General features: G+C 58.7%; 20 protein-coding genes. 10 read left to right on the forward strand and 10 right to left on the reverse strand.

Features of this window, described 5'->3' with window-relative positions; genetic code table 11:
* Nucleotides 1-20 precede the first annotated feature (20 nt).
* The 3 genes from RYA97_RS12025 to RYA97_RS12035 are packed head-to-tail and all read left to right on the forward strand — an operon-like array spanning nt 21 to nt 2,601.
* Nucleotides 21-335: an ArsR/SmtB family transcription factor gene (locus RYA97_RS12025; protein ID WP_002554999.1), complete on the forward strand. Its 315-nt coding sequence runs from the start codon at nt 21-23 to the stop codon at nt 333-335.
* Between the two features lie 28 nt (nt 336-363).
* Nucleotides 364-1,530, forward strand: a complete 1,167-nt coding sequence (locus RYA97_RS12030; RefSeq protein ID WP_005741001.1) for an MFS transporter — start codon at nt 364-366, stop codon at nt 1,528-1,530.
* Between the two features lie 21 nt (nt 1,531-1,551).
* Nucleotides 1,552-2,601 carry an alkene reductase gene (locus RYA97_RS12035; RefSeq protein ID WP_002555001.1) on the forward strand — a complete coding sequence of 350 codons (1,050 nt, stop codon included), beginning with the start codon at nt 1,552-1,554 and terminating at the stop codon, nt 2,599-2,601.
* A 71-nt stretch (nt 2,602-2,672) separates the two neighbouring features.
* Here RYA97_RS12035 and RYA97_RS12040 read toward each other — a convergent pair whose 3' ends face one another.
* From RYA97_RS12040 to RYA97_RS12055, 4 genes are all read right to left on the reverse strand, one after another.
* A complete protein-coding gene (locus RYA97_RS12040; protein ID WP_039847536.1) occupies nt 2,673-3,416 on the reverse strand; it encodes a hypothetical protein in 744 nt (247 codons plus the stop codon).
* 166 nt (nt 3,417-3,582) lie between these two features.
* Nucleotides 3,583-4,434, reverse strand: a complete 852-nt coding sequence (locus RYA97_RS12045; RefSeq protein ID WP_005740999.1) for a hypothetical protein — start codon at nt 4,432-4,434, stop codon at nt 3,583-3,585.
* An 84-nt stretch (nt 4,435-4,518) separates the two neighbouring features.
* Nucleotides 4,519-5,511: an NAD-dependent epimerase/dehydratase family protein gene (locus RYA97_RS12050; RefSeq protein WP_004656428.1), complete on the reverse strand. Its 993-nt coding sequence runs from the start codon at nt 5,509-5,511 to the stop codon at nt 4,519-4,521.
* 74 nt (nt 5,512-5,585) lie between these two features.
* The gene (locus tag RYA97_RS12055; protein ID WP_005779034.1) at nt 5,586-6,485 is read right to left on the reverse strand and encodes a LysR family transcriptional regulator ArgP; all 900 of its coding nucleotides are present in this window, start codon (nt 6,483-6,485) and stop codon (nt 5,586-5,588) included.
* A 94-nt stretch (nt 6,486-6,579) separates the two neighbouring features.
* Between RYA97_RS12055 and RYA97_RS12060 the strand changes: the two genes are divergently transcribed.
* From RYA97_RS12060 to RYA97_RS12075, 4 genes are all read left to right on the forward strand, one after another.
* On the forward strand, nt 6,580-7,182 hold the full coding sequence (locus tag RYA97_RS12060; protein ID WP_005779032.1) for a LysE/ArgO family amino acid transporter: 603 nt from the start codon (nt 6,580-6,582) through the stop codon (nt 7,180-7,182).
* A 192-nt stretch (nt 7,183-7,374) separates the two neighbouring features.
* Nucleotides 7,375-7,956: a superoxide dismutase [Fe] gene (sodB, locus tag RYA97_RS12065; RefSeq protein ID WP_003313497.1), complete on the forward strand. Its 582-nt coding sequence runs from the start codon at nt 7,375-7,377 to the stop codon at nt 7,954-7,956.
* A gap of 388 nt (nt 7,957-8,344) precedes the next feature.
* Entirely contained in the window at nt 8,345-10,396 is a 2,052-nt protein-coding gene (locus RYA97_RS12070) for a putative bifunctional diguanylate cyclase/phosphodiesterase (protein ID WP_117140073.1), read from the forward strand.
* A 169-nt stretch (nt 10,397-10,565) separates the two neighbouring features.
* Nucleotides 10,566-11,924, forward strand: coding sequence for an imelysin family protein (locus tag RYA97_RS12075; RefSeq protein ID WP_004666167.1), 1,359 nt, complete (start codon nt 10,566-10,568; stop codon nt 11,922-11,924).
* Nucleotides 11,925-12,049: 125 nt separating this feature from the next.
* Here RYA97_RS12075 and RYA97_RS12080 read toward each other — a convergent pair whose 3' ends face one another.
* Complete coding sequence (locus RYA97_RS12080; RefSeq protein WP_004656445.1) at nt 12,050-12,679, reverse strand: pyridoxamine 5'-phosphate oxidase family protein; 630 nt, start codon at nt 12,677-12,679, stop codon at nt 12,050-12,052.
* A 206-nt stretch (nt 12,680-12,885) separates the two neighbouring features.
* Between RYA97_RS12080 and RYA97_RS12085 the strand changes: the two genes are divergently transcribed.
* From RYA97_RS12085 to RYA97_RS12095, 3 genes are all read left to right on the forward strand, one after another.
* A complete protein-coding gene (locus RYA97_RS12085; protein WP_054079024.1) occupies nt 12,886-14,313 on the forward strand; it encodes a di-heme oxidoredictase family protein in 1,428 nt (475 codons plus the stop codon).
* A 78-nt stretch (nt 14,314-14,391) separates the two neighbouring features.
* A complete protein-coding gene (locus tag RYA97_RS12090; protein WP_005779024.1) occupies nt 14,392-15,456 on the forward strand; it encodes an imelysin family protein in 1,065 nt (354 codons plus the stop codon).
* Between the two features lie 16 nt (nt 15,457-15,472).
* Nucleotides 15,473-16,579, forward strand: coding sequence for a DUF1513 domain-containing protein (locus tag RYA97_RS12095; RefSeq protein WP_117140071.1), 1,107 nt, complete (start codon nt 15,473-15,475; stop codon nt 16,577-16,579).
* Nucleotides 16,580-16,603: 24 nt separating this feature from the next.
* Here the strand turns inward: RYA97_RS12095 and RYA97_RS12100 are convergent, their stop codons facing one another.
* From RYA97_RS12100 to colR, 5 genes are all read right to left on the reverse strand, one after another.
* The gene (locus tag RYA97_RS12100; RefSeq protein WP_002555016.1) at nt 16,604-16,831 is read right to left on the reverse strand and encodes a hypothetical protein; all 228 of its coding nucleotides are present in this window, start codon (nt 16,829-16,831) and stop codon (nt 16,604-16,606) included.
* A complete protein-coding gene (locus tag RYA97_RS12105) occupies nt 16,828-17,550 on the reverse strand; it encodes a lipopolysaccharide kinase InaA family protein (RefSeq protein ID WP_002555017.1) in 723 nt (240 codons plus the stop codon). The genes RYA97_RS12100 and RYA97_RS12105 overlap by 4 nt, the downstream gene beginning before the upstream one ends.
* Before the next feature lie 4 nt (nt 17,551-17,554).
* Complete coding sequence (locus RYA97_RS12110) at nt 17,555-18,235, reverse strand: class I SAM-dependent methyltransferase (RefSeq protein WP_002555018.1); 681 nt, start codon at nt 18,233-18,235, stop codon at nt 17,555-17,557.
* A gap of 201 nt (nt 18,236-18,436) precedes the next feature.
* Nucleotides 18,437-19,726: a sensor histidine kinase gene (locus RYA97_RS12115; RefSeq protein WP_002555019.1), complete on the reverse strand. Its 1,290-nt coding sequence runs from the start codon at nt 19,724-19,726 to the stop codon at nt 18,437-18,439.
* Nucleotides 19,716-20,399 carry a two-component system response regulator ColR gene (colR, locus tag RYA97_RS12120; protein WP_002555020.1) on the reverse strand — a complete coding sequence of 228 codons (684 nt, stop codon included), beginning with the start codon at nt 20,397-20,399 and terminating at the stop codon, nt 19,716-19,718. The genes RYA97_RS12115 and colR overlap by 11 nt, the downstream gene beginning before the upstream one ends.
* Nucleotides 20,400-20,401 lie beyond the last annotated feature (2 nt).

The raw sequence follows: 20,401 nt of genomic DNA on the forward strand, positions 1-20,401 counted from the left end.
ACACCGCCTGTGAGAACGACATGCCTATCGACCTCGACGACATAATAAAAGCCCTGGCCCATCCGGTCCGCCGAGAAATCCTGACCTGGTTGAAGGACCCCCGCGCGAGCTTTCCTGCTCAGCAATACTCGATTGAACACGGCGTGTGCGCCGGACAGATCGATCAGCGTGCAGGATTGTCCCAATCCACTGTCTCGGCCCATCTGGCGACCTTGCAACGCGCTGGCCTGATCAGCAGCAAGAAGGTTGGCCAATGGCATTTCTTCAGACGCAACGAAGAAGTCATACAGGCATTCGTTCAGGCGCTGGTTGAAGAGCTGAACAACCCGACCTGATTTTCCAACGTTTACCAGGAGCTGCCCCGTGCCTCTTTCGCTACTTATTCTGGCCCTGAGCGCCTTTGCCATCGGCACCACCGAATTCGTCATCATGGGCCTGCTGCCCGATGTGGCGGCTGACCTTGGTGTATCTATCCCCGGCGCAGGCTGGCTGGTCACCGGCTATGCGCTGGGCGTGGCCGTCGGCGCGCCGTTCATGGCCATGGCCACGGCAAAACTGCCGCGCAAGGCTGCGCTGGTCACGTTGATGGGCATTTTCATCATCGGCAACCTGCTCTGCGCACTGGCCAGTGACTACAACGTATTGATGTTCGCCCGCGTGGTTACAGCGCTGTGTCATGGTGCGTTCTTCGGCATCGGTTCGGTAGTTGCTGCAGGGCTGGTGCCTGCCAATCGCCGCGCTTCGGCAGTAGCGTTGATGTTCACCGGTCTGACCCTGGCCAACGTGCTGGGCGTGCCTTTGGGTACTGCATTGGGTCAATACGCAGGCTGGCGCTCGACCTTCTGGGCGGTAACAGTCATCGGCGTGATTGCACTGATCGGCCTGATCCGCTTTCTGCCGACCAACCGCAAAGAAGAAAAACTCGACATGCGCGCCGAACTGGCCGCACTGAAAGGTGCCGGTATCTGGCTGTCGCTTACCATGACCGCGCTGTTTTCAGCGTCCATGTTCACCCTGTTCACCTACATTGCCCCGCTGCTCGGCGAAGTCACCGGCGTATCGCCCAAGGGCGTGACCTGGACCCTGCTGTTGATAGGCCTGGGCCTGACCGCAGGTAACGTGATTGGCGGCAAGATGGCCGACCGCCGTGTGTCATCCACGCTGATTGCCGTGTTCGTCTCGATGGCGGTGATCTCAACCGCTCTCAGCTGGACCAGCGCCGCGCTGATCCCGACTGAAATCACCCTGTTCCTCTGGGCGGTCGCTGCCTTTGCCGCCGTCCCGGCTCTGCAGATCAACGTGGTGACCTTCGGCAAAGCCGCGCCCAACCTGGTTTCAACCCTGAACATCGGCGCTTTCAACGTGGGCAACGCGCTTGGTGCCTGGGTCGGTGGCAGCGTCATCGCCCACGGCCTGGGCCTGACCAGCGTACCGCTGGCCGCTGCCATGCTGGCAGTGCTCGCGCTGCTGATCACACTGATTACTTTTCGTCAGACCGGCAACCCCGATCTGGCACCTGCTACACATTGATCAATCACGAGGATTCGACACATGACGACTATCTTTGACCCGATCACCATTGGCGATCTGCAACTGCCAAACCGCATCATCATGGCGCCACTGACGCGCTGCCGCGCCGACGAAGGTCGCGTACCCAATGCATTGATGTCCGAGTATTACGTGCAGCGTGCTTCTGCAGGCCTGATCCTGACTGAAGCCACATCGGTCACGCCGATGGGTGTTGGTTACCCGGACACACCCGGCATCTGGTCCAACGACCAAGTACGCGGCTGGAGCAACATCACCAAGGCCGTGCATACCGCTGGTGGCCGGATTGTGCTGCAGCTGTGGCACGTTGGCCGCATCTCCCACCCGGCGTACCTGAACGGCGAAACTCCGGTGGCCCCTAGCGCTATCGCAGCTGAAGGCCACGTCAGCCTGATGCGCCCGATCACCCCGCTACCGACCCCGCGCGCGCTGGAACTGGCAGAAATCGGTGACATCGTCGAGGCCTATCGCGTCGGTGCGGAAAACGCCAAGGCTGCGGGCTTCGACGGCGTGGAAGTACACGGTGCCAACGGCTACCTGCTGGAACAGTTCCTGCTGACCGGCTCCAACCAGCGCACTGACGAGTACGGCGGTTCGGTAGAAAACCGTGCTCGTCTGCTGCTGGAAGTGACTGATGCGGTCATTGAGGTGTGGGGCGCTGGTCGCGTAGGCGTACACCTTTCGCCTCGCTTCGACATGCACGACATGAGCGATGCTAACCGCACTGAAACCTTCAGCTACGTGGCCAAAGAGCTTGGCAAGCGCGGTATCGCGTTCATCTGTGCCCGTGAGCGTGACGCCGAAGACAGCCTCGGCCCGCAGTTGAAGAAGGATTTCGGTGGCGTCTATATCGCCAATGAAAAATTCACCAAGGACACCGCAAATACCTGGCTGGCAGAAGGCAAGGCCGACGCTATCGCATTTGGTGTGCCTTATATTGCCAACCCGGACCTGCCTGAGCGTCTGGCCAGCGATGCGCCTCTGAATGAAGCGCATCCCGAAACGTTCTACGGCAAAGGGCCGGTCGGCTATATCGACTACCCACGCCTGTAACACGGCGCTGCAACAGCAAAAAACCCTGACTCGCAAGAGCCGGGGTTTTTTATCGCCCGTACTTATTACTGTTACAGCTTAGCCTCAGGCCCGACTGTACCTAGCACATTGCCTTCGGCATCAGTGATAGTCCCGTCCGGTAACTTCCAGCGACCGTCGGCGTAGTTGACAGAGCCATCTGCCATAACCCAGGTCCCGTCCTTGTGTTGAACATCGCCGCCGGGGTGCTCGACCGAACCGTCGGCATGCACGGTGGTGCCATCCAGGTGTTGAACAGTGCCATCCGTGTGCGTCAAGGACTGGCCATCTGCCGCCGCAACACTTCCATTCGGATAACTGACCGTACCATCGGGGTTGAAGACACTGTTTAGCGGGTGGACCAGTTGTAAAACACCGGTGACCGTGCTTATGACTGCCAGCAGCTTGTCCAGGCGCGAAGGTGCCTCAGGGGCCGGCGTTAACTTTTGCGCAACGGGTGATTTGATAACAGGTTTGACGGGCGGTTTGACAGGTGGCCTCACTGGTTTTTTCACCTTGACCGGGGGTTTCACGGGCGGTCTCACGGGCGGCTTCACTGGACCTGCCCCTTTGACCGGAGGTTTTACAGGCGGCTTTACAGGCGGTTTGACAGGTGGCTTTACAGGCGGTTTGAACTTTACCGGTGGCTTGACCTGCTGGCGTACCAAATCTTCCGGATAATCCGGTACGTCGGCGTAAGTGGGCAACGGCGTCCTGGAAACTTCGTCTACTCCCTGGTCTGAGTCTTCAGCCGGGATGTAATTTTCGGTCTTTTCTTGCGGGGCATCGGTGTACATTTCATTGATTCCATTCATTGTTGAAACTCCAATTTAGTTAACAGCCAGGCAAGCGTAAGCCTTCCTTCTATTGGCAAGTACATATCTATTTAACGAGTACAAAAAAAAATGTCAGGAAATTTGCCAGCGGCTATCTGCTATGGACAGCCGCCGGCAAGTCTTGCCTTCAACGACGCGCGTTGAGCTGTTGCGACAGATTCTGGATCTGGCTGGTGAGGGTATTGATATTGCGGGTGACCTGAGCACGAAACGCGTCGAACTCGGCAGTATTGGCCTCTGCTGACGGGGCCGGGCGGTTTTCCTGTTCGCTTTTGAGGACCATCAGGTCCTGCTCCAGGCGCTCGACAGCAGCCGACGGGTTGCCCTGTTTCTTCAATGTCGCAACATCGGCTGCCACGCTTTTGATTTGCGCATCCAGCTTGCCCTGATCGGCCTGTGCGGTTTTCAGATCGGGCAGCGCGGCTTTCAGCGTGGTCAGCTCAGCGACGACGCTTTTGAGCTGCTCCTGCAACTGCGCGCTTTCAATGTGCTGCTGGGCGGTTTGCGCGGCCATCTGCTCCAGGCGCTTGTCGAGACTGCCCTGCTGGCCTTCAACGCCCTCGCGCTGTTTGTCCTGATCTTCCAGTTGCGCTTCCAGCAGCTTGATGCGCTGCTTGAGCGCCTCGCCATCGCTGGACAGCGCCTCGGTCGCAACGACTTTGCCGGAAATATCCTGCAGGCGTCCCGCCGCTTCTTCGCTGATGCGCGCAAAGCTCTCCTGAGTGGCCACCAATTGCTGTTCCATGAGGGAGACCTGCTGAAAGCTCCACCAGCCCAGACCGCAAAAGGCAATGAACAGCGCGCCGACCAACGCCCATAGCGGTCCGGTGCTCGGGCCCTTTACCTTGACCACCGGTGTGGTACGCGAATAGACCGTGGTGCGTTCGCGTGCACCATTGCCCGGCGCGAAGTCGTCATCGTCGTCCTTGGCGCTCAGGCTGGGAACGTCATCGACGTCGTCGTATGGATCGTTGCGCATGAATAACCCTTCAGGAAGCTGTTAAACCAAAGTCGGGCAGTATAACAACAGCGCGTAACCAATCTCACTGTGCCACTACCGCATTCAGATTGCGTGCTGTGCCTGCCACCAGCCGCAGAATTCATCCAGCGCTGTCCACAGGCTGACCTGAGGCTGATAATCCAGATAATGCCTGGCGCGGCTGATATCAAGCGTAAAATCCCTGTTCATGACCTGCATGCCCATTCTTGACAGGGTAGGTTCAGGTCGGCCCGGCCACAGCAGGCAGGCACCCTCGTTGATTGCTGCGGCACTGTAGGCCAGTCCGTATGAACGATAACGGGTGACTTGAGGCAGATGCATCTGGCGCATCACATAATTGATTGCGTCCCACAGCGGGACCGGCGTGCCGTTGCTGATGTTGTAGGCCTTGCCCAGCGCCGAGCCGGTTGCCAGCAAGCTGCTCAGCATGGCTTCGTTGAGGTTGTGCATGCTGGTGAAATCCACCACGTTCAAACCGTTGCCGACAATCGACAGACGCTTCTTGCGCTGCATGTGCAGCAAACGCGGGAAAATACTGTTGTCGCCCGCGCCAGTGACGAAGCGCGGCCGCAGGGCGATCACTTCCAGACCGAACTCTTCGGCACCAAAGACCTTTTGCTCGGCCAGGTATTTGGTCGCCGCATAGTGATTATGGAAACGCTTGGGCACCTGCTCTTCCTTGATGCCGCGGTGCGATTTGCCATCAAAGTAGATCGAGGGCGACGAAAGATGAACCAACCTTCGCACCCTTTGTTTCAGGCAGCCCTCGACGATGTTTTCGGTAAGCTGCACGTTGCCCTGCATGAAATCCTGGCGGCGTCCCCACAGGCCGACGGAGCCTGCGCAGTGCACCACCGCTTCCACGTCATCGCACAGCGCCCGCACCAGATAAGGGTCAGCAAGGTCGCCCTGGATGAACTCGGCGCCACGCCTGACCAGGTGCTCGACACCTTCGGCACGACGGCCATTGATCCGCACGCTCATGCCCTGCTCAAGGGCAAAACGCGCAAAGCGTCCGCCGATGAAGCCGCTCGCGCCGGTGACCAGAATCTTCATTTACCGCTCCGTTAACGCATCTGCAGAAAAGGGAAAACCCTGCCTGCATGGATTACACATGATCATGTTGACGATCATTCCTCGCTCAGCGGCACCAGCCAATCGGCCGAATGTTGCGCAAGATGTTCGGTAAGCTGCGTCAAGAGCTGTCCGCCATTGCGCCAATGGTGCCAGTACAACGGCACATCGATGCAGCGCTCCGGCAGCAATTCAAGCAGAGTGCCGCTGCGCAACTGGTCGCGCACCTGCAACTCGGGCGCCAGGCCCCAGCCCATCCCGGCCTCGATCATACGTATGAAACCTTCGGACGACGGGCACAAATGATGCTCGAAGCCGTCCTGAACGCCAAGAAGTGCCAGATAACGATGCTGCAGAAGGTCGTCCGGCCCGTACACCAGTGCTGCCGATCTGGCCAGATTTGCCGGGCTGACACCGTCCGGAAAATGGCGGGCGATGAACGCGGGACTGGCCAGCGCCCGATAGCGCATGGCCCCCAGCAACTGGCTGCGCGCCCCGGCCACCGGACGCTCGCTGCCACACAGGCAGGCCGCGACCTCGCCTGCACGCATGCGCTTGAGCCCTACGTCCTGATCTTCGACAACCAGATCCAGCAACAGCCGGTGTTGCGTGCAAAACGCGCCGATGGCCGGTGCCCACCAGGTCGCCAGACTGTCGGCATTCAAGGCGATTCGCAGACGCTCGGGCATGCCCTCTTCATCCAGCGCCGGCACCTGACTCTGCAAGTCGCGCTCCAGCAAACGGACCTGCTGTACATGATTGAGCAGGCGGCGTCCGATGTCGGTCGGGCTCGGTGGCGTCGCGCGCACCAGCACCGGCAGACCAATGCGTGCCTCCAGCAATTTGATGCGCTGCGAAACCGCAGATTGAGACAGCCCCAGCACCTGAGCGGCACGCTCGAAACCGGCTTGCTCGATCACAGCCGCCAATGCAGATAACAATTTGTAGTCGAACATCAGTTTTCCTAATGAGCGATGAGTATTATTTGTTTTCCTTATAGCGCTCAACGCATAAGAATCGCCATCTGAATCTGCTCAATGGAACGTCTTTATGTGGCAAAGCTACCTTAATGGCCTGCTGATCGCGGCAGGCCTGATCATGGCTATCGGTACTCAGAACGCTTTTGTACTCGCTCAGGGCCTGCGCCGTGAACATCACGTGCCCGTGGCGTTGCTGTGCATTGTGTGCGACGCCATTCTGGTAGCGGCAGGCGTCTTCGGACTGGCCAATGTGCTCACACAAAACCCGACATTGCTGGCGGTAGCGCGCTGGGGCGGTGTGATATTCCTGAGCTGGTATGGCCTGCAGGCACTGCGGCGCGCGTGCTCGCGGCAAAGCCTTGAACACAGCGCAGCCGTTGGCAAAAGATCGCTGCGCACGGTGTTGCTTAGTGCGCTGGCCGTTACCTTGCTGAACCCGCACGTGTATCTGGACACCGTACTGCTGATTGGCTCGCTCGGGGCACAACAGGACGTGCCGGGGGCGTACGTGGCCGGTGCTGCCAGCGCCTCGCTGCTGTGGTTCTCAAGCCTGGCACTAGGTGCGGCATGGCTCGCGCCCTGGCTGGCCCGCCCCGCCACATGGCGCATGCTGGACGTGATGATCGCCGTGATGATGTTCAGCGTGGCCTTTCAGTTGATCCGCTCAGCCTGACGGGTTTCATGACCTCCAGGTCAAACGCGTTGGAACCTCTATCCCACACAGTTGTTGCGTGGTTAAGCCGCAGACCCGGTGCTATGATCCGGGGTCTGCGCCGCAAAAGAGTAAAACTCCCGGTGCATGCTGTATCTGGCCGCCCGTGATCGGCCGTGCGATTACCGCAATTGACCTGAAAGGAGATAAACCATGGCTTTTGAATTGCCGCCACTGCCCTACGCCAAAGACGCTCTGGTGCCGCACATTTCTGCGGAGACTCTGGAATATCACCACGACAAGCACCACAACACCTACGTCGTGAACCTGAACAACCTGGTGCCAGGCACCGAGTTCGAAGGTAAGACCCTGGAAGAAATCATCAAGACCTCCTCGGGCGGTATCTTCAACAACGCCGCTCAGGTCTGGAACCACACGTTCTACTGGAACTGCCTGGCCCCTAACGCTGGCGGCGAGCCTACCGGCGCTCTGGCCGAAGCCATCAACAAGGCGTTCGGTTCCTTCGACAAGTTCAAGGAAGAGTTCAGCAAGACTTCCATCGGCACTTTCGGCTCCGGCTGGGGCTGGCTGGTGAAGAAGGCTGATGGCTCTCTGGCTCTGGCCAGCACCATCGGTGCCGGCAACCCGCTGACCAGCGGCGACACCCCGCTGCTGACCTGCGATGTGTGGGAACACGCCTACTACATCGACTACCGCAATCTGCGTCCTAAGTACGTAGAAGCGTTCTGGAACCTGGTGAACTGGGACTTCGTGGCCAAGCAATTCGCAGCCTGATTCCAGCCTCATCGAAAAACCCGGCCTCGCGCCGGGTTTTTTATGCTCCAGGTTTATACCTGTAGTCTTTCCAGATTCGTGTTTAATAAACGGCGTCAGACTTCGACCTGCCAGTCAGGTGAACAGCAAATGTTTTTTCGCCTGTCGCTGTTACTTTGTGTATTGTCAGAAAACGCTAGCTGACTCGCATCACGACGTAATTCTTTACAGTGTTCTGCTCAAGTTACCCACCTGGCCACCCGACACACTCAGGTGGCTTGGGCCAGTAGGTGCAAGGAACGCGAAGATCAGCCAGACGCACCGTTTCTGACCACGTCACGACGGTCGGATCTGGCTTTTCGAGGGTCATAGGGCGATATGTCCTCAGACACGAACTAAGGAACGGCCATTGAAGCTGGAACTCAAGAATAGCCTTTCGGTAAAGTTGCTGCGCGTCGTACTGCTTTCGGCGCTGCTGGTAGGCGTCGTACTAAGCTGTGCGCAAATCGTTTTCGACGCCTACAAGACGCGTCAGGCCGTGGCGAACGATGCCGAACGAATTCTCGGAATGTTCCGCGATCCCTCCACGCAGGCCGTTTACAGCCTGGACCGCGAAATGGGCATGCAGGTCATCGAAGGCCTGTTTCAGGACGACGCGGTACGCAGGGCATCGATAGGACACCCCAACGAAAGCCTGCTCGCAGAAAAAGACCGCCCGCTGAAAAGCTCTCCAACCCGCTGGCTGACAGACCTTATCCTCGGCCAGGAGCGCAGCTTCACCACGCAACTGGTCGGTCGCAGCCCCTACAGCGAGTATTACGGCGACCTGCGTATCACGCTGGACACTGCCAATTACGGCGAAAGCTTTCTGGTCAATGCCGCAATCATCTTCATCGCTGGTGTATTGCGTGCATTGGCAATGGGGCTGGTGTTGTACTTGGTCTATCACTGGTTGCTGACCAGGCCACTGTCGAAAATCATCGAACATCTGATCGCGATCAACCCCGACCGCCCCAGCGAACACCAATTGCCATTGCTCAAAGGCCACGAGAAAAACGAACTGGGGATTTGGGTCAATACCGCCAACCAGCTGCTGGCCTCCATCGAGCGCCACACTTATCTGCGCCACGAGGCGGAGAACAATCTGCAGCGCATGGCGCAATACGATTTCCTGACCGGCCTGCCCAACCGGCTTCAGTTGCAGATCGGTCTGGACAGAATTCTCGAAGATGCGGGGCGTCAGCAGCACCGGGTCGCGATTCTCTGCGTTGGCCTGGATGACTTCAAAGGTATTAACGAACAGTTCAGCTATCAGGCAGGCGATCAACTGTTACTCGCGCTGGCTGACCGGCTGCGCGCCCACAGCGGGCGACTCGGCGCTCTGGCGCGATTGGGCGGCGATCAGTTTGCACTGGTGCAGGCCAAAATCGAGCAACCCTATGAGGCAGCAGAGCTGGCGCAGAATATTCTGGATGAGCTGGAGGCCCCGTTTATAGTCGGTGAACAGCAGATCCGCTTACGAGCGACCATTGGCATCACGCTATTTCCCGAAGACGGCGACAACACCGAGAAACTGCTGCAAAAAGCTGAACAGACCATGACGCTGGCCAAAGCCCGCTCGCGTAACCGGTATCAGTTCTACATCGCCAGCGTCGACAGCGAAATGCGCCGCCGTCGTGAACTCGAAAAAGATCTGCGCGAAGCCTTGCCGGGCAATCAGTTGTACCTGGTCTATCAGCCGCAGATCAGCTATCGCGATCACCGCATCGTTGGCGTGGAAGCCCTGATCCGCTGGCAACATCCAGAGCATGGTCTGGTGCCGCCGGATGTATTCATCCCGTTGGCCGAGCAGAATGGCACCATCATCGCCATCGGCGAATGGGTGCTTGATCAGGCCTGCCGCCAGTTACGCGAATGGCTTGATCAAGGCTTCACCGACTTGCGCATGGCGGTCAACCTGTCGACCGTGCAACTGCATCACGCGGAACTGCCGCGCGTGGTCAACAACCTGTTGCAGATCTACCGCCTGCCACCGCGCAGCCTGGAACTGGAAGTGACCGAAACCGGCCTGATGGAAGATATCAATACCGCCGCCCAGCACCTGCTGAGCCTGCGACGCTCCGGCGCCTTGATCGCCATTGATGATTTCGGTACCGGTTACTCGTCGCTGAGTTACCTGAAAAGCCTGCCGCTGGACAAGATCAAGATCGACCGGAGTTTCGTTCAGGACCTGATTGACGACGACGATGACGCCACCATCGTGCGGGCCATTATCCAGCTGGGTAAAAGCCTTGGCATGCAGGTCATCGCCGAGGGTGTGGAGACGCTAGAGCAGGAAGCCTATATCGTCACTCAGGGCTGTCACGAAGGCCAGGGCTACCTGTACAGCAAGCCGCTGCCCGGTCGGGAATTGCTGGCCTACCTGAAACAGTCGAGAGAGCGTAACGCCGCCAGCCTTTGAACGGCAGTGCTCTTTCGAGCCATCTTGAAACCGACTGTTACAACCTGCTGAATACCTGAACACGACCGCAAAGGCGTTTTGCCTTTACATCGAATGCAAATCTTTCGCATCATGTCGCAGATTTTCTGGGCGCACCCCGCCATCAACTTTATCGACGCAGGATTCCGTCATGATTCGTATGCCTCTGGCAACCGCTAGTCTGTTGGCCATCGCTATCTCTCTCGCCGGTTGTGGCGAAGGCAAGGACAAGGCTGCCGCCCCGGCACCCGCGCCAGCCGCTGCTCCTGCGACTCCCGCGGCGACGCCTGCTGCCCCTGCTCCGGCCGCAGCCGCCCAGACTGACGACGCGGCGGCCAAGGCTGTGGTCGCGAATTACGCCAACATGGTGTCTGCGGTGTTCGACGACGCCGAAGCTGGTGCGAAAAAACTGAGCACCGCCGTCGACGCATTCCTGGCAAAACCCAACGATGAAACTTTGAAAGCCGCACGGGATGCGTGGGTAGCTGCGCGTGTGCCTTACATGCAGAGCGAGGTTTTCCGCTTCGGCAACACCATCATCGACGACTGGGAAGGACAGGTTAACGCCTGGCCCCTGGACGAAGGCCTGATCGACTATGTCGCCAAGGATTACCAGCACGCGCTGGGCAACCCGGGCGCGACTGCCAATATCATCGCCAACACCGAAATTCAGGTCGGCGAAGACAAGGTCGACGTGAAGGAGATCACCTCCGAAAAACTCGCCAGCCTGAACGAGCTGGGCGGTTCCGAAGCGAACGTTGCTACCGGCTACCACGCCATTGAATTTCTGCTGTGGGGCCAGGACCTGAACGGCACCGGCCCTGGTGCCGGGGCTCGTCCAGCCAGTGACTACCTTGAAGGCGCCGGTGCGACCGGCGGCCACAACGACCGCCGCCGCGCCTACCTCAAGGCTGTTACCGATCTGCTGGTCAGCGATCTGGAAGAAATGTCCGGCAACTGGAAGGCCGGCGTTGCCGACAACTACCGCGCCACGCTGGAAGCCGAATCCGGCGAAAGCGGTCTGCGCAAAATGCTCTTCGGCATGGGCAGCCTGTCGCTGGGTGAACTGGCGGGCGAGCGTATGAAAGTCGCACTGGAAGCCAACTCCAGCGAAGACGAACACGACTGCTTCAGCGACAACACGCACAACTCTCACTTCTACAACGGCAAGGGTATTCGCAACGTTTACCTGGGCGAATACACGCGCACCGATGGCAGCAAAGTCAGCGGCCCGAGCCTTTCGTCTCTGGTTGCCAAGGTAGACCCTGCCACCGACGCCACCTTGCGCGCCGATCTGGACGACACCCAGGCCAAGCTACAGGTCATCGTTGATCACGCCAACAAGGGTGAGCACTTCGACCAGTTGATCGCTGCCGGCAACACGGCAGGCAATCAAGTGGTGCGTGACGCCATTGCTGCGCTGGTCAAACAGACGGGGGCTATCGAACAGGCCGCTGGCAAGCTCGGCATCACCGACCTGAACCCGGACAACGCTGATCACGAGTTCTGACAGGTACTGTTTGCGGTAACAACCAATGCCGGTCAGTTCGCTGACCGGCATTTTTTATGCCTGACCGATATGCGTTGCTTTCAACTGCTGAGCCCTGACCATTACAGAAGCGAGTTCCCGGAGCTTCAATACAACGTATCCGCGATGCGTCCCGGCAAAGCCTTGTCATAGGCGTCACCGTCGATCTGCTCGGCCGAAACCGCTTTTAGTATTTGCCCGGCAGTCGGCAGCGTGCTGCGTTCGATGTGCCGGGTTGCATCCCATAAACCGGACCTGATGGTTGCCCTGCTGCATTGGAAGTACACGCTGGTCACGGAGATGCGCAGCACTGACCTGGGCAGTTGGCCGTTCACCTCAAAACGCGACAACAGTTCGGGCTGAACCGATATCTGCGCTGTTCCGTTGACCCGCAAGGTCTCGCCCACGCCAGGGATGAGGAACAGCAACGCGACGCGTGGGTCGCTGATGATATTGCGCAGGGTATCGATGCGGTTGTTGCCGCGCCGGTCAGGCAGATAAAGCGTCTTGCTGTCCTCGATATGCACGAAGCCCGCCTGATCGCCACGCGGAGACGCATCAAGGCCATCAGACCCGGCAGAGGCCAGCACAACAAAGGGTGCCGACTCGATGAAGGGCCGGTAGACCGCGTGAATATGGTCAACTTCCTTGATCATGGAAGGAGGAGCAATCGGGCCATAGAGCGCTTCCAGCGTCTCGATTGTGGTCACGAGCGCGCTGTTTTCCGGGTTATCCATTGATGTGGCCTCTGCTGGGCATGTTGTCTGTGTGTGCTGTCAGCTTCGACATGTGCAGCATAGGCAAAAATGCCGGGACCGGACCAGCCTCAGAGATTCGTAACAACGCATTACGTCAGAGCGGGCAAACGATAATCCCTCTTATTCAAACCGCACGAGGCTGATAAGCTTGCACGCCCCGATTTTCGCCTCGTTGCAGGATGTGTATGAGTACGCGGCTCCGTCTATCCCTCGCCTTGCTTACGACTCTGGCCGTGAGTGCATGCGATGACGCCCCGCGTTTCACTCATGCCGAGCCGGGAGAAGCCTTGTCCGGAGGCAGTGCGACGGTCAGGAAGAGCGATCAGAATGCCTTTTCCATGCCCTCGGCCAACTTGTCGCCCGTGCGGCGGCTGGACTTCAGTGTCGGCAACAGTTTTTTCCGCAGTCCGTGGGTGATTGCGCCATCGACCACGACCGCTCGCGACGGGCTTGGGCCGTTGTTCAACACCAACGCTTGCCAGAACTGCCACATCAAGGACGGTCGTGGTCATCCGCCAGAAACTGGCGACAGCAACGCCGTGTCGATGCTGGTCAGGCTGTCGATTCCTGATGACCCGGCCTACGCCGATCTTGTGCAGCGCAATGGCGTGCTGCCTGAGCCGACTTACGGTGGGCAGTTGCAGGACATGTCGAACCCCGGCGTGGCCCCCGAGGGCAAGGTGCGGGTCGAGTACGATGCGCTGGCGGTCGAGTTTCGCGATGGCACCTCAGTCGAGCTGCGCCAGCCGACCCTCCGAATCACCCAGTTGGGTTACGGACCGATGCACCCCGATACCCACATCTCGGCGCGCATAGCCCCGCCGATGATCGGGCTGGGGTTGCTTGAGGCGATTGCCGATGAAGCAATTCTTGCCAATGCCGACCCGGATGACAAGAACGCCGATGGCATATCGGGACGCCCAAACTGGGTCTGGGACGATGCACAGCAAAAAGTCGTCATGGGCCGATTCGGCTGGAAAGCCGGGCAACCCAACCTGAATCAGCAGAACGTGCACGCTTTTTCCGGCGACATGGGGCTGACTACCAGCCTGCGCCGCTTTGATGACTGCACGCCAGCCCAGACCGATTGCCTGGCAGCGCCCAACGGCAATGGCCCGAACGGCGAGCCGGAGGTCAGCGACAACATCCTGCGTCTGGTGGAGTTCTACACACGCAACCTGGGGGTTCCGGCACGCCGCAAGGTCGATGACCCTCAGGTGCTGGCGGGCAAGAATCTGTTTTTTCAGGCGGGTTGCCAGCAATGCCACACGCCCTCGTTCAAGACCCGTAGCGACGCTGCCGAACCTGAGCTGGCCAATCAGGATATTCGCCCTTACAGCGATTTGCTGCTGCACGACATGGGCGAAGGGCTGGCCGACAACCGTACCGAGTTCCAGGCCACTGGCCGCGAGTGGCGCACGCCCCCACTGTGGGGGCTTGGCCTGACCGGCACGGTGAGCGGGCACACCCAACTGTTGCACGATGGTCGCGCCCGCAATGTACTTGAGGCGATACTGTGGCATGGCGGCGAAGCCCAGGCAGCGCAGCGGCAGGTTCTTGCATTTGACGCGCAACAGCGTGAAGCGCTGTTGGCGTTTCTGAATTCGTTATGATTGCTCCCATTCCAGAATCGTCTCGTTCAACATTATTTTTTCAAAATCATCTTTCGAAAATAAAATAAGGAGCCGGACATGTTCCGACCCAAGTTGTTGCTGACCAGCCTTGCGGCGCTTGCATTGGGTGCCTGCTCGCCATCCGACCCTCAGGCGGTCACGTCCGCAGCCATTGCCAAACAGGTAATCCTGCCGACCTACAGCCGTTGGGTCGATGCTGATCGTCAGTTGGCAACCAGCGCACTGGCGTTCTGTCAGGGCAAGACTGATCTGGCCACAGCACGCGCCGACTTTCTCAAGGCGCAGAAGACCTGGGCCGAGCTGCAACCGCTGCTGATCGGCCCTCTGGCCGAGGGCAATCGCGCCTGGCAAATACAGTTCTGGCCAGACAAGAAGAACCTGGTTGGCCGGCAGGTCGAGCAACTGGTGACGGCACAGCCGCAGATCACTGCTCAGGAGCTGTCCAAGGCCAGCGTCGTGGTGCAAGGTTTGTCCGCTTACGAATACATTCTGTTCGACGCGGAAATCGACATGGCCAACGCCGAACAGAAAGCCCGCTACTGCCCGCTGCTGATGGCAATCGGCGAGCGTCAAAAGCAGCTTGCCGAGGAAATCCTCAGCAGCTGGAACAGTACCGACGGCATGCTTGCGCAACTGAGCAAATTCCCCAACCAGCGCTACGCAGATTCTCATGAAGCCATCGCCGAACTGCTGCGGGTTCAGGTCACGGCCCTCGACAGTCTGAAGAAGAAACTGGGCACGCCACTGGGTCGCCAGAGCAAGGGCCAGCCGCAACCCTTCCAGGCAGATGCATGGCGCAGCAAATCGTCGCTCAGCAGCCTGGAAGCCAGCCTGATCAGCGCCGAAACGGTCTGGACCGGTGTCGACAACAAGGGCCTGCGCAGCTTGCTGCCCGCCGAGCAGAAACCGCTGGCTGACAAAATCGATGCGGCCTACGCTACCAGCCGCAAATTACTGTCGGAACTCAAGCCGCCGCTCGCCGACCTGCTGGCCACCGAAGCAGGACGTCAGCAGCTCAATGCGTTCTACGACAGCCTCAATGCGGTGCACCGCCTGCATGAAGGCGAGCTGGCCAAGGCATTGGGCATTCAGTTGGGCTTCAACGCCAACGACGGCGATTGATCAAGAGGTACACGTGATGTTGCGACGTCAGGCCATGGCCCTCGGCAGTCTCTTGCTCAGCGCTTTCACGCTGGGCGGCTGGACGCTGTTCAGGCAAAAAGACGCACCCCCTCTGCTGCTCTCCGCTCGCGACGATGGCGAAGGCAAACACTACGCGGTGGGTTTCCGGCTCGACGGAACGCAGGTATTTGCCACCCAGGTGGGCCAGCGCTGCCACGACATCATCAATCATCCCGACCTGCCGATTGCGGTGTTCATCGCACGTCGTCCAGGTACTGAAAGCTATCTGATCGATTTGCGCGATGGCCGCTTGCTGCAAACCATCGCTTCGCAGCCGAACCGACACTTCTATGGTCATGCGGTGATTCACCGCGACGGCGAATGGCTATATGCGACGGAAAACGACACCCTTGACCCAGGCCGAGGGCTACTGGGCGTCTATCGATTCGTTGATCAGCGACTGGTGCACTCGGCTGAAATTCCTACGCACGGTATCGGTCCGCATCAGGTTTCGTGGATGCCGGATGGCGAAACGCTGGTAGTCGCGAACGGCGGTATTCGCACCGAAGCGGAAAGCCGGGTAGAGATGAACCTGAATGCCATGCAGCCCAGCCTGGTGATCATGCAGCGTGACGGTATATTGCTGAGCAAGGAGACTCTTTCCCAGCAGATGAACAGCGTGCGTCACATGGGCATCGCCAGCGACGGCACCATCGTGGCAGGCCAGCAGTTCATGGGCGACAGCCACGAAGTAGCCGAGTTGCTGGCAATCAAACGGCCGGGGCAGCCCTTTCAGGCCTTTCCGGTGGCAGAAGAACAACTGCGGGCGATGGCTCATTACACTGCAAGCGTTGCAGTGCACAGTGATCTGCGCCTGGTAGCCCTGACAGCGCCGCGTGGCAACCGGTTCTTTATCTGGGATCTGGACAGCGGTGCATTGAAGCTGGATGCGCCGCTACCAGACTGCGCAGGCGTGGGTGCGGTAGCCGACGGGTTTATCGTGACTTCGGGCCAAGGGCGTTGCCGCTTCTATGATTGTCGCAAAGCGCAACTGCTGGCCAAACCGTTGGACCTGCCAGCAGGGCTGTGGGACAACCACCTTCATCTGGCTCAAGCAGGATAGTCAGAAGTCAGGCAGCAAAGCGCCTCAGTTCCTCACCCCAGCCCCTTGCGCCAGGCTGTACATGAACAGCAACAGGTCATGATCAGGCTGCACGCTCACCAGACTCTTGGCCACACGCGGCAACGGGCAATATCCCTCGCCGTGCTGTGTCGTGAGTATCTGGGTAGACGGTTGTTCAAGCGCTGCCACTGCGACGGTGGCAATTGCCAATGCACCGAAGATAAACAGACCTCTTGCCATTTCTAGCTTCATGACTCTAAACCTTTGATAGAGCTGCCAAACGCTGCCTGATAAAAGTAGATCAACTTTTGCCAGTCTGCAGCGCTGAATGACGAATGGCGTCGTAGCTGTTTCATATCATGCTGGGCCGCCCCTTGGGCTGTCAGGCGACGCCGGCCTTTTTCGAGGTCCAGCAAGGCAACCTCGACTTTGGCATCCGGCCCCTCACCGGTCACACGTACAAATATGTGCTTGATATACAGGCAGCTATGCTGCCAGCGGCCAAGGTGCATGCGGGCCAGGGTGGCCGCCACTTCCTTGAGCACGAGCTCATAGAACAGCTCGCCATGCCGCTCGCGTCCTCCGCCAGCCTGCCACTTTTCTATCTCTTCGAAACCTTCCAGCGCAACCGTGACCAGCAATGCCCGCCAGGCATTGTCCTCGCCGCGCTCGGCACCACAAAACACCACTTCCGGCACGACTACGCCAAGCTTGCGCAGACCTTCAAGCGCTTCACGCTCACGCAATACAGTCGGTCGCCCCAAAGGGTGCAGCAAACTGCGGTATATATGCCCTGTCTGACGCTTGGCATAAAGCGTTTGCCCGTTGTCCATCGTGAGCCGCTGTACACCACTTTCTCCACCTCGACGGGAATTGGGTTCTTCAACCCATTCGCCGTGCTGACTCCAGAAATGGTTGAACTCATCCTGCACCGAGTTCACAACTGGCTCTTTCAAGGACTGCAAACCCATCTGTTTACCTTTTACGTAAGACGTAGACACGCCACATGGCGTACATCGGCAGAAAATCCATTCGGTTCTGGATACGAAATCCTGCCTGTTCAAATTCGGATTCTGCGGTAGCAACCGGTAACACAAAACGATTCTGGTAACTTTCCTGCCCGTTTTTCTGGAGACGCTGTTTCTCCAGACGTGCACGCTTCCATGCTTTGAAATTGCCGTCGACCCATAATGAGACAATCACACTGTCCCGGGTTACGCGCTGGAACTCACGCAATAGAGCCATCCGGTCGCTTGACTGACCGACGTGGTGCAGCAGGCGCATGCAGAAGATGCTATCTACTGCGTTATCAGGCAGGTCGATGTCAAAGGCAGATGTCTGCAAAGGTTGTACCCTTTTCACAACTTCTGCAGGCTGTGACGCACAAGCGGTGCTGAGCATGTCTGCGGAGTTGTCAGCCCCGATGATCGAGCGGTTCGGTTTCTCGGCCAACAATGGCCAGAAACGCCCCGCGCCGCAAGGCAGATCCAGCACCAGGCCAGGGTCACCGGCCAGGTGAAGCGCCTTTCTCGCCAGTTGTTCATCGCGATGATGCGACAACTTGCGCCAAAGACCGTCCTGATGCTTTTCAAGGTACTGACGAGCATGCGACTTGTCGTACTTGCGGGAAAACTCGAGTTCTATGCGGTCGCTCATGAGAGCTGCTCCTGACGTTGATGCGGGCCAAACTAAAGGCACCGCTGTCACTGTCAGGTCATCTGAATGTGAAAATATTGTTACCTCTATACTTCAGATGTTTCTAGATTTTACAGAGAGTTAGACGCCGTGTGTGACTTATCGACGAAGTGCAGTCGATTTACCGTCACACACTGAGGTGGATCTGCTCGAAAATGAACGTCAGGTTTTGTTCAGGTTCAATGTCACTTCGAACCGGCAACCGTGTGGCTCCATGGGCGTGAGATCGACGCTCCATCCCTGGTTGGCGCAGATGCGCTGCACCAGTGACAAACCAAGGCCCAGGCCTTCCCCGCGCTGCTCGTTACCACGTACAAATGGCTCGAACATGGCCTCGCGTTTTTCCTCGGGAATACCGACGCCACTGTCTTCCACGGTGAAACTTTCGGCGTGCAGGGTCAGCGCAATGAATCCGTAATCAGTGTAGTGCAGCGCGTTGCGCAGCAAGTTACCCATCACGGCATGGAGGAAGGTCGCGTTGTAACGAATTTCGGAAAGCTGGTCATCGGCAGGTGGCGTGTAGGTCAGTTGCAGCCCCTTGCCTTCTATCGGATCACGCCATTGAGAGATCAACTGCTCGGCCACTCCGACCAGCGTGGCCTTGGGCGTCATGGCCGGGTCTTCACGCTGGGTGCGGGCGAGCATGAGGAACGTTTGCACCAGATCACGCATCTCTTCGCAGGCGCGGCCAATGCGCTCGACCTGACGACGCCCTCGCAGGTCGAGCGCAGGGTTTTCCAGCAGCAGCTCGCAGGAGCTGGCCAGTACCATCAATGGGGTGCGCAGCTCGTGACTCACGTCACTGGTGAACATGCGCTCACGAATCAACGCTTGCCTCAGACGCCCCAGCGTTGCATCGAACGCCACCGCTAGCTCGCCGACCTCATCAGCGGCGTAGTCAGGTGCCAGTGGCGGTGCCAGCCCCAGCAACTGGTCACGGTGACGAACCTGTCTGGCCAGACGCACTACCGGTGCCATCACTCGACGGGCCAATACCCAGCCGAGAAATACCGCCAGCGCCAACGCCAGAACAAAACCGACCAGCACGACAGCGAACAAAACCCGCTCACGCTCTTCAAAATCGCTTTGGTCCTGAAGCAGGGCGTAATGCCGACCGTCTACCACCTCGATCATGGCGTGGTACGACAGTGGCCCACGGAAGACCTCATGAAAACCGGGTTCAAGGTGCCGAAGGTCTTTGGGCAGATCGAAATCGCCCGGACCGTTGCTGAAATAGAACAACTGATCGGGCTTGGGCCGGTGGCTCCAGTCACTGACACTGTCCATCAGCATCAGGCGATTAAGGTCGCCGCCAAGACCGGCAGAAATCAGTTTTTCTTCGACCAGATGGACAGTGGAAATAATGCCGATGGCGAAAGACCCGGCGACCAGTGCACTCATCAATGCAAAGGCAATGATGATCCGTTGGGCAAGACTCTGTTTAAACTCCATCCCGGCCCTCGGCCAAGCGATAGCCCACACCGTGCACGGTCTGCAACAGCGGTTTGCCGAACGGTTTGTCGATCACCTGACGCAACTGATGCACATGACTGCGCAGGCTGTCGCTGTCCGGGCAGTCGTCGCCCCACAGAGCCTCTTCCAGAATCTCGCGGCGCAATACATGCGGGCTTTTCTGCATCAGGACGGCGAGCAGTTTGAGCCCGACCGGGTTGAGTTTGAGCATCCGGCCTTCACGCGTCACCTCAAGGGTGTCGAGGTCATAGACCAGATCGGCGACCTGCAAGGTACGCCGTCCGCCGCCCTGGGCACGGCGCAACACCGCTTCGATGCGCGCGGCCAGTTCGGACAGGGCGAACGGCTTGAGCAGGTAGTCATCAGCGCCGGAGCGGAAGCCTTGCAGACGGTCGTCCAGCTGGTCACGTGCGGTCAGCATGATGACCGGGGTATCGCGACGGGCATCTTCGCGCAGACGCTTGCACAGCGTGTAGCCGTCGATGCCCGGCAGCATGATGTCGAGGACAATCAGGTCGTAATGCTCGGTGGCTGCCAGGTGCAGTCCTGAGAGGCCATCCTGAGCGCAGTCGACGGTATAGCCTTTCATGCCCAGGTAATCGGCCATGTTCGCCAGGATGTCGCGGTTGTCTTCAACCAGAAGAATTCGCATAA

This window comes from Pseudomonas syringae group sp. 26L6, from assembly GCF_032587815.1.
GTDB classification, from domain to species: domain Bacteria; phylum Pseudomonadota; class Gammaproteobacteria; order Pseudomonadales; family Pseudomonadaceae; genus Aquipseudomonas; species Aquipseudomonas amygdali.

Bases quoted from the DNA above. Each gene is read 5' to 3' on its own strand.
- RYA97_RS12025 (WP_002554999.1), top strand. From the start codon at position 21: ATGCCTATCGACCTCGACGACATAATAAAAGCCCTGGCCCATCCGGTC.
- RYA97_RS12110 (WP_002555018.1), bottom strand. From the start codon at position 18,235: ATGAGCGACCGCATAGAACTCGAGTTTTCCCGCAAGTACGACAAGTCG.
- RYA97_RS12080 (WP_004656445.1), bottom strand. From the start codon at position 12,679: ATGGATAACCCGGAAAACAGCGCGCTCGTGACCACAATCGAGACGCTG.
- RYA97_RS12075 (WP_004666167.1), top strand. From the start codon at position 10,566: ATGATTCGTATGCCTCTGGCAACCGCTAGTCTGTTGGCCATCGCTATC.
- RYA97_RS12060 (WP_005779032.1), top strand. From the start codon at position 6,580: ATGTGGCAAAGCTACCTTAATGGCCTGCTGATCGCGGCAGGCCTGATC.
- colR (WP_002555020.1), bottom strand. From the start codon at position 20,399: ATGCGAATTCTTCTGGTTGAAGACAACCGCGACATCCTGGCGAACATG.
- RYA97_RS12095 (WP_117140071.1), top strand. From the start codon at position 15,473: ATGTTGCGACGTCAGGCCATGGCCCTCGGCAGTCTCTTGCTCAGCGCT.
- RYA97_RS12090 (WP_005779024.1), top strand. From the start codon at position 14,392: ATGTTCCGACCCAAGTTGTTGCTGACCAGCCTTGCGGCGCTTGCATTG.
- sodB (WP_003313497.1), top strand. From the start codon at position 7,375: ATGGCTTTTGAATTGCCGCCACTGCCCTACGCCAAAGACGCTCTGGTG.
- RYA97_RS12040 (WP_039847536.1), bottom strand. From the start codon at position 3,416: ATGTACACCGATGCCCCGCAAGAAAAGACCGAAAATTACATCCCGGCT.
- RYA97_RS12055 (WP_005779034.1), bottom strand. From the start codon at position 6,485: ATGTTCGACTACAAATTGTTATCTGCATTGGCGGCTGTGATCGAGCAA.
- RYA97_RS12050 (WP_004656428.1), bottom strand. From the start codon at position 5,511: ATGAAGATTCTGGTCACCGGCGCGAGCGGCTTCATCGGCGGACGCTTT.
- RYA97_RS12035 (WP_002555001.1), top strand. From the start codon at position 1,552: ATGACGACTATCTTTGACCCGATCACCATTGGCGATCTGCAACTGCCA.
- RYA97_RS12100 (WP_002555016.1), bottom strand. From the start codon at position 16,831: ATGAAGCTAGAAATGGCAAGAGGTCTGTTTATCTTCGGTGCATTGGCA.
- RYA97_RS12105 (WP_002555017.1), bottom strand. From the start codon at position 17,550: ATGGGTTTGCAGTCCTTGAAAGAGCCAGTTGTGAACTCGGTGCAGGAT.
- RYA97_RS12115 (WP_002555019.1), bottom strand. From the start codon at position 19,726: ATGGAGTTTAAACAGAGTCTTGCCCAACGGATCATCATTGCCTTTGCA.
- RYA97_RS12085 (WP_054079024.1), top strand. From the start codon at position 12,886: ATGAGTACGCGGCTCCGTCTATCCCTCGCCTTGCTTACGACTCTGGCC.
- RYA97_RS12045 (WP_005740999.1), bottom strand. From the start codon at position 4,434: ATGCGCAACGATCCATACGACGACGTCGATGACGTTCCCAGCCTGAGC.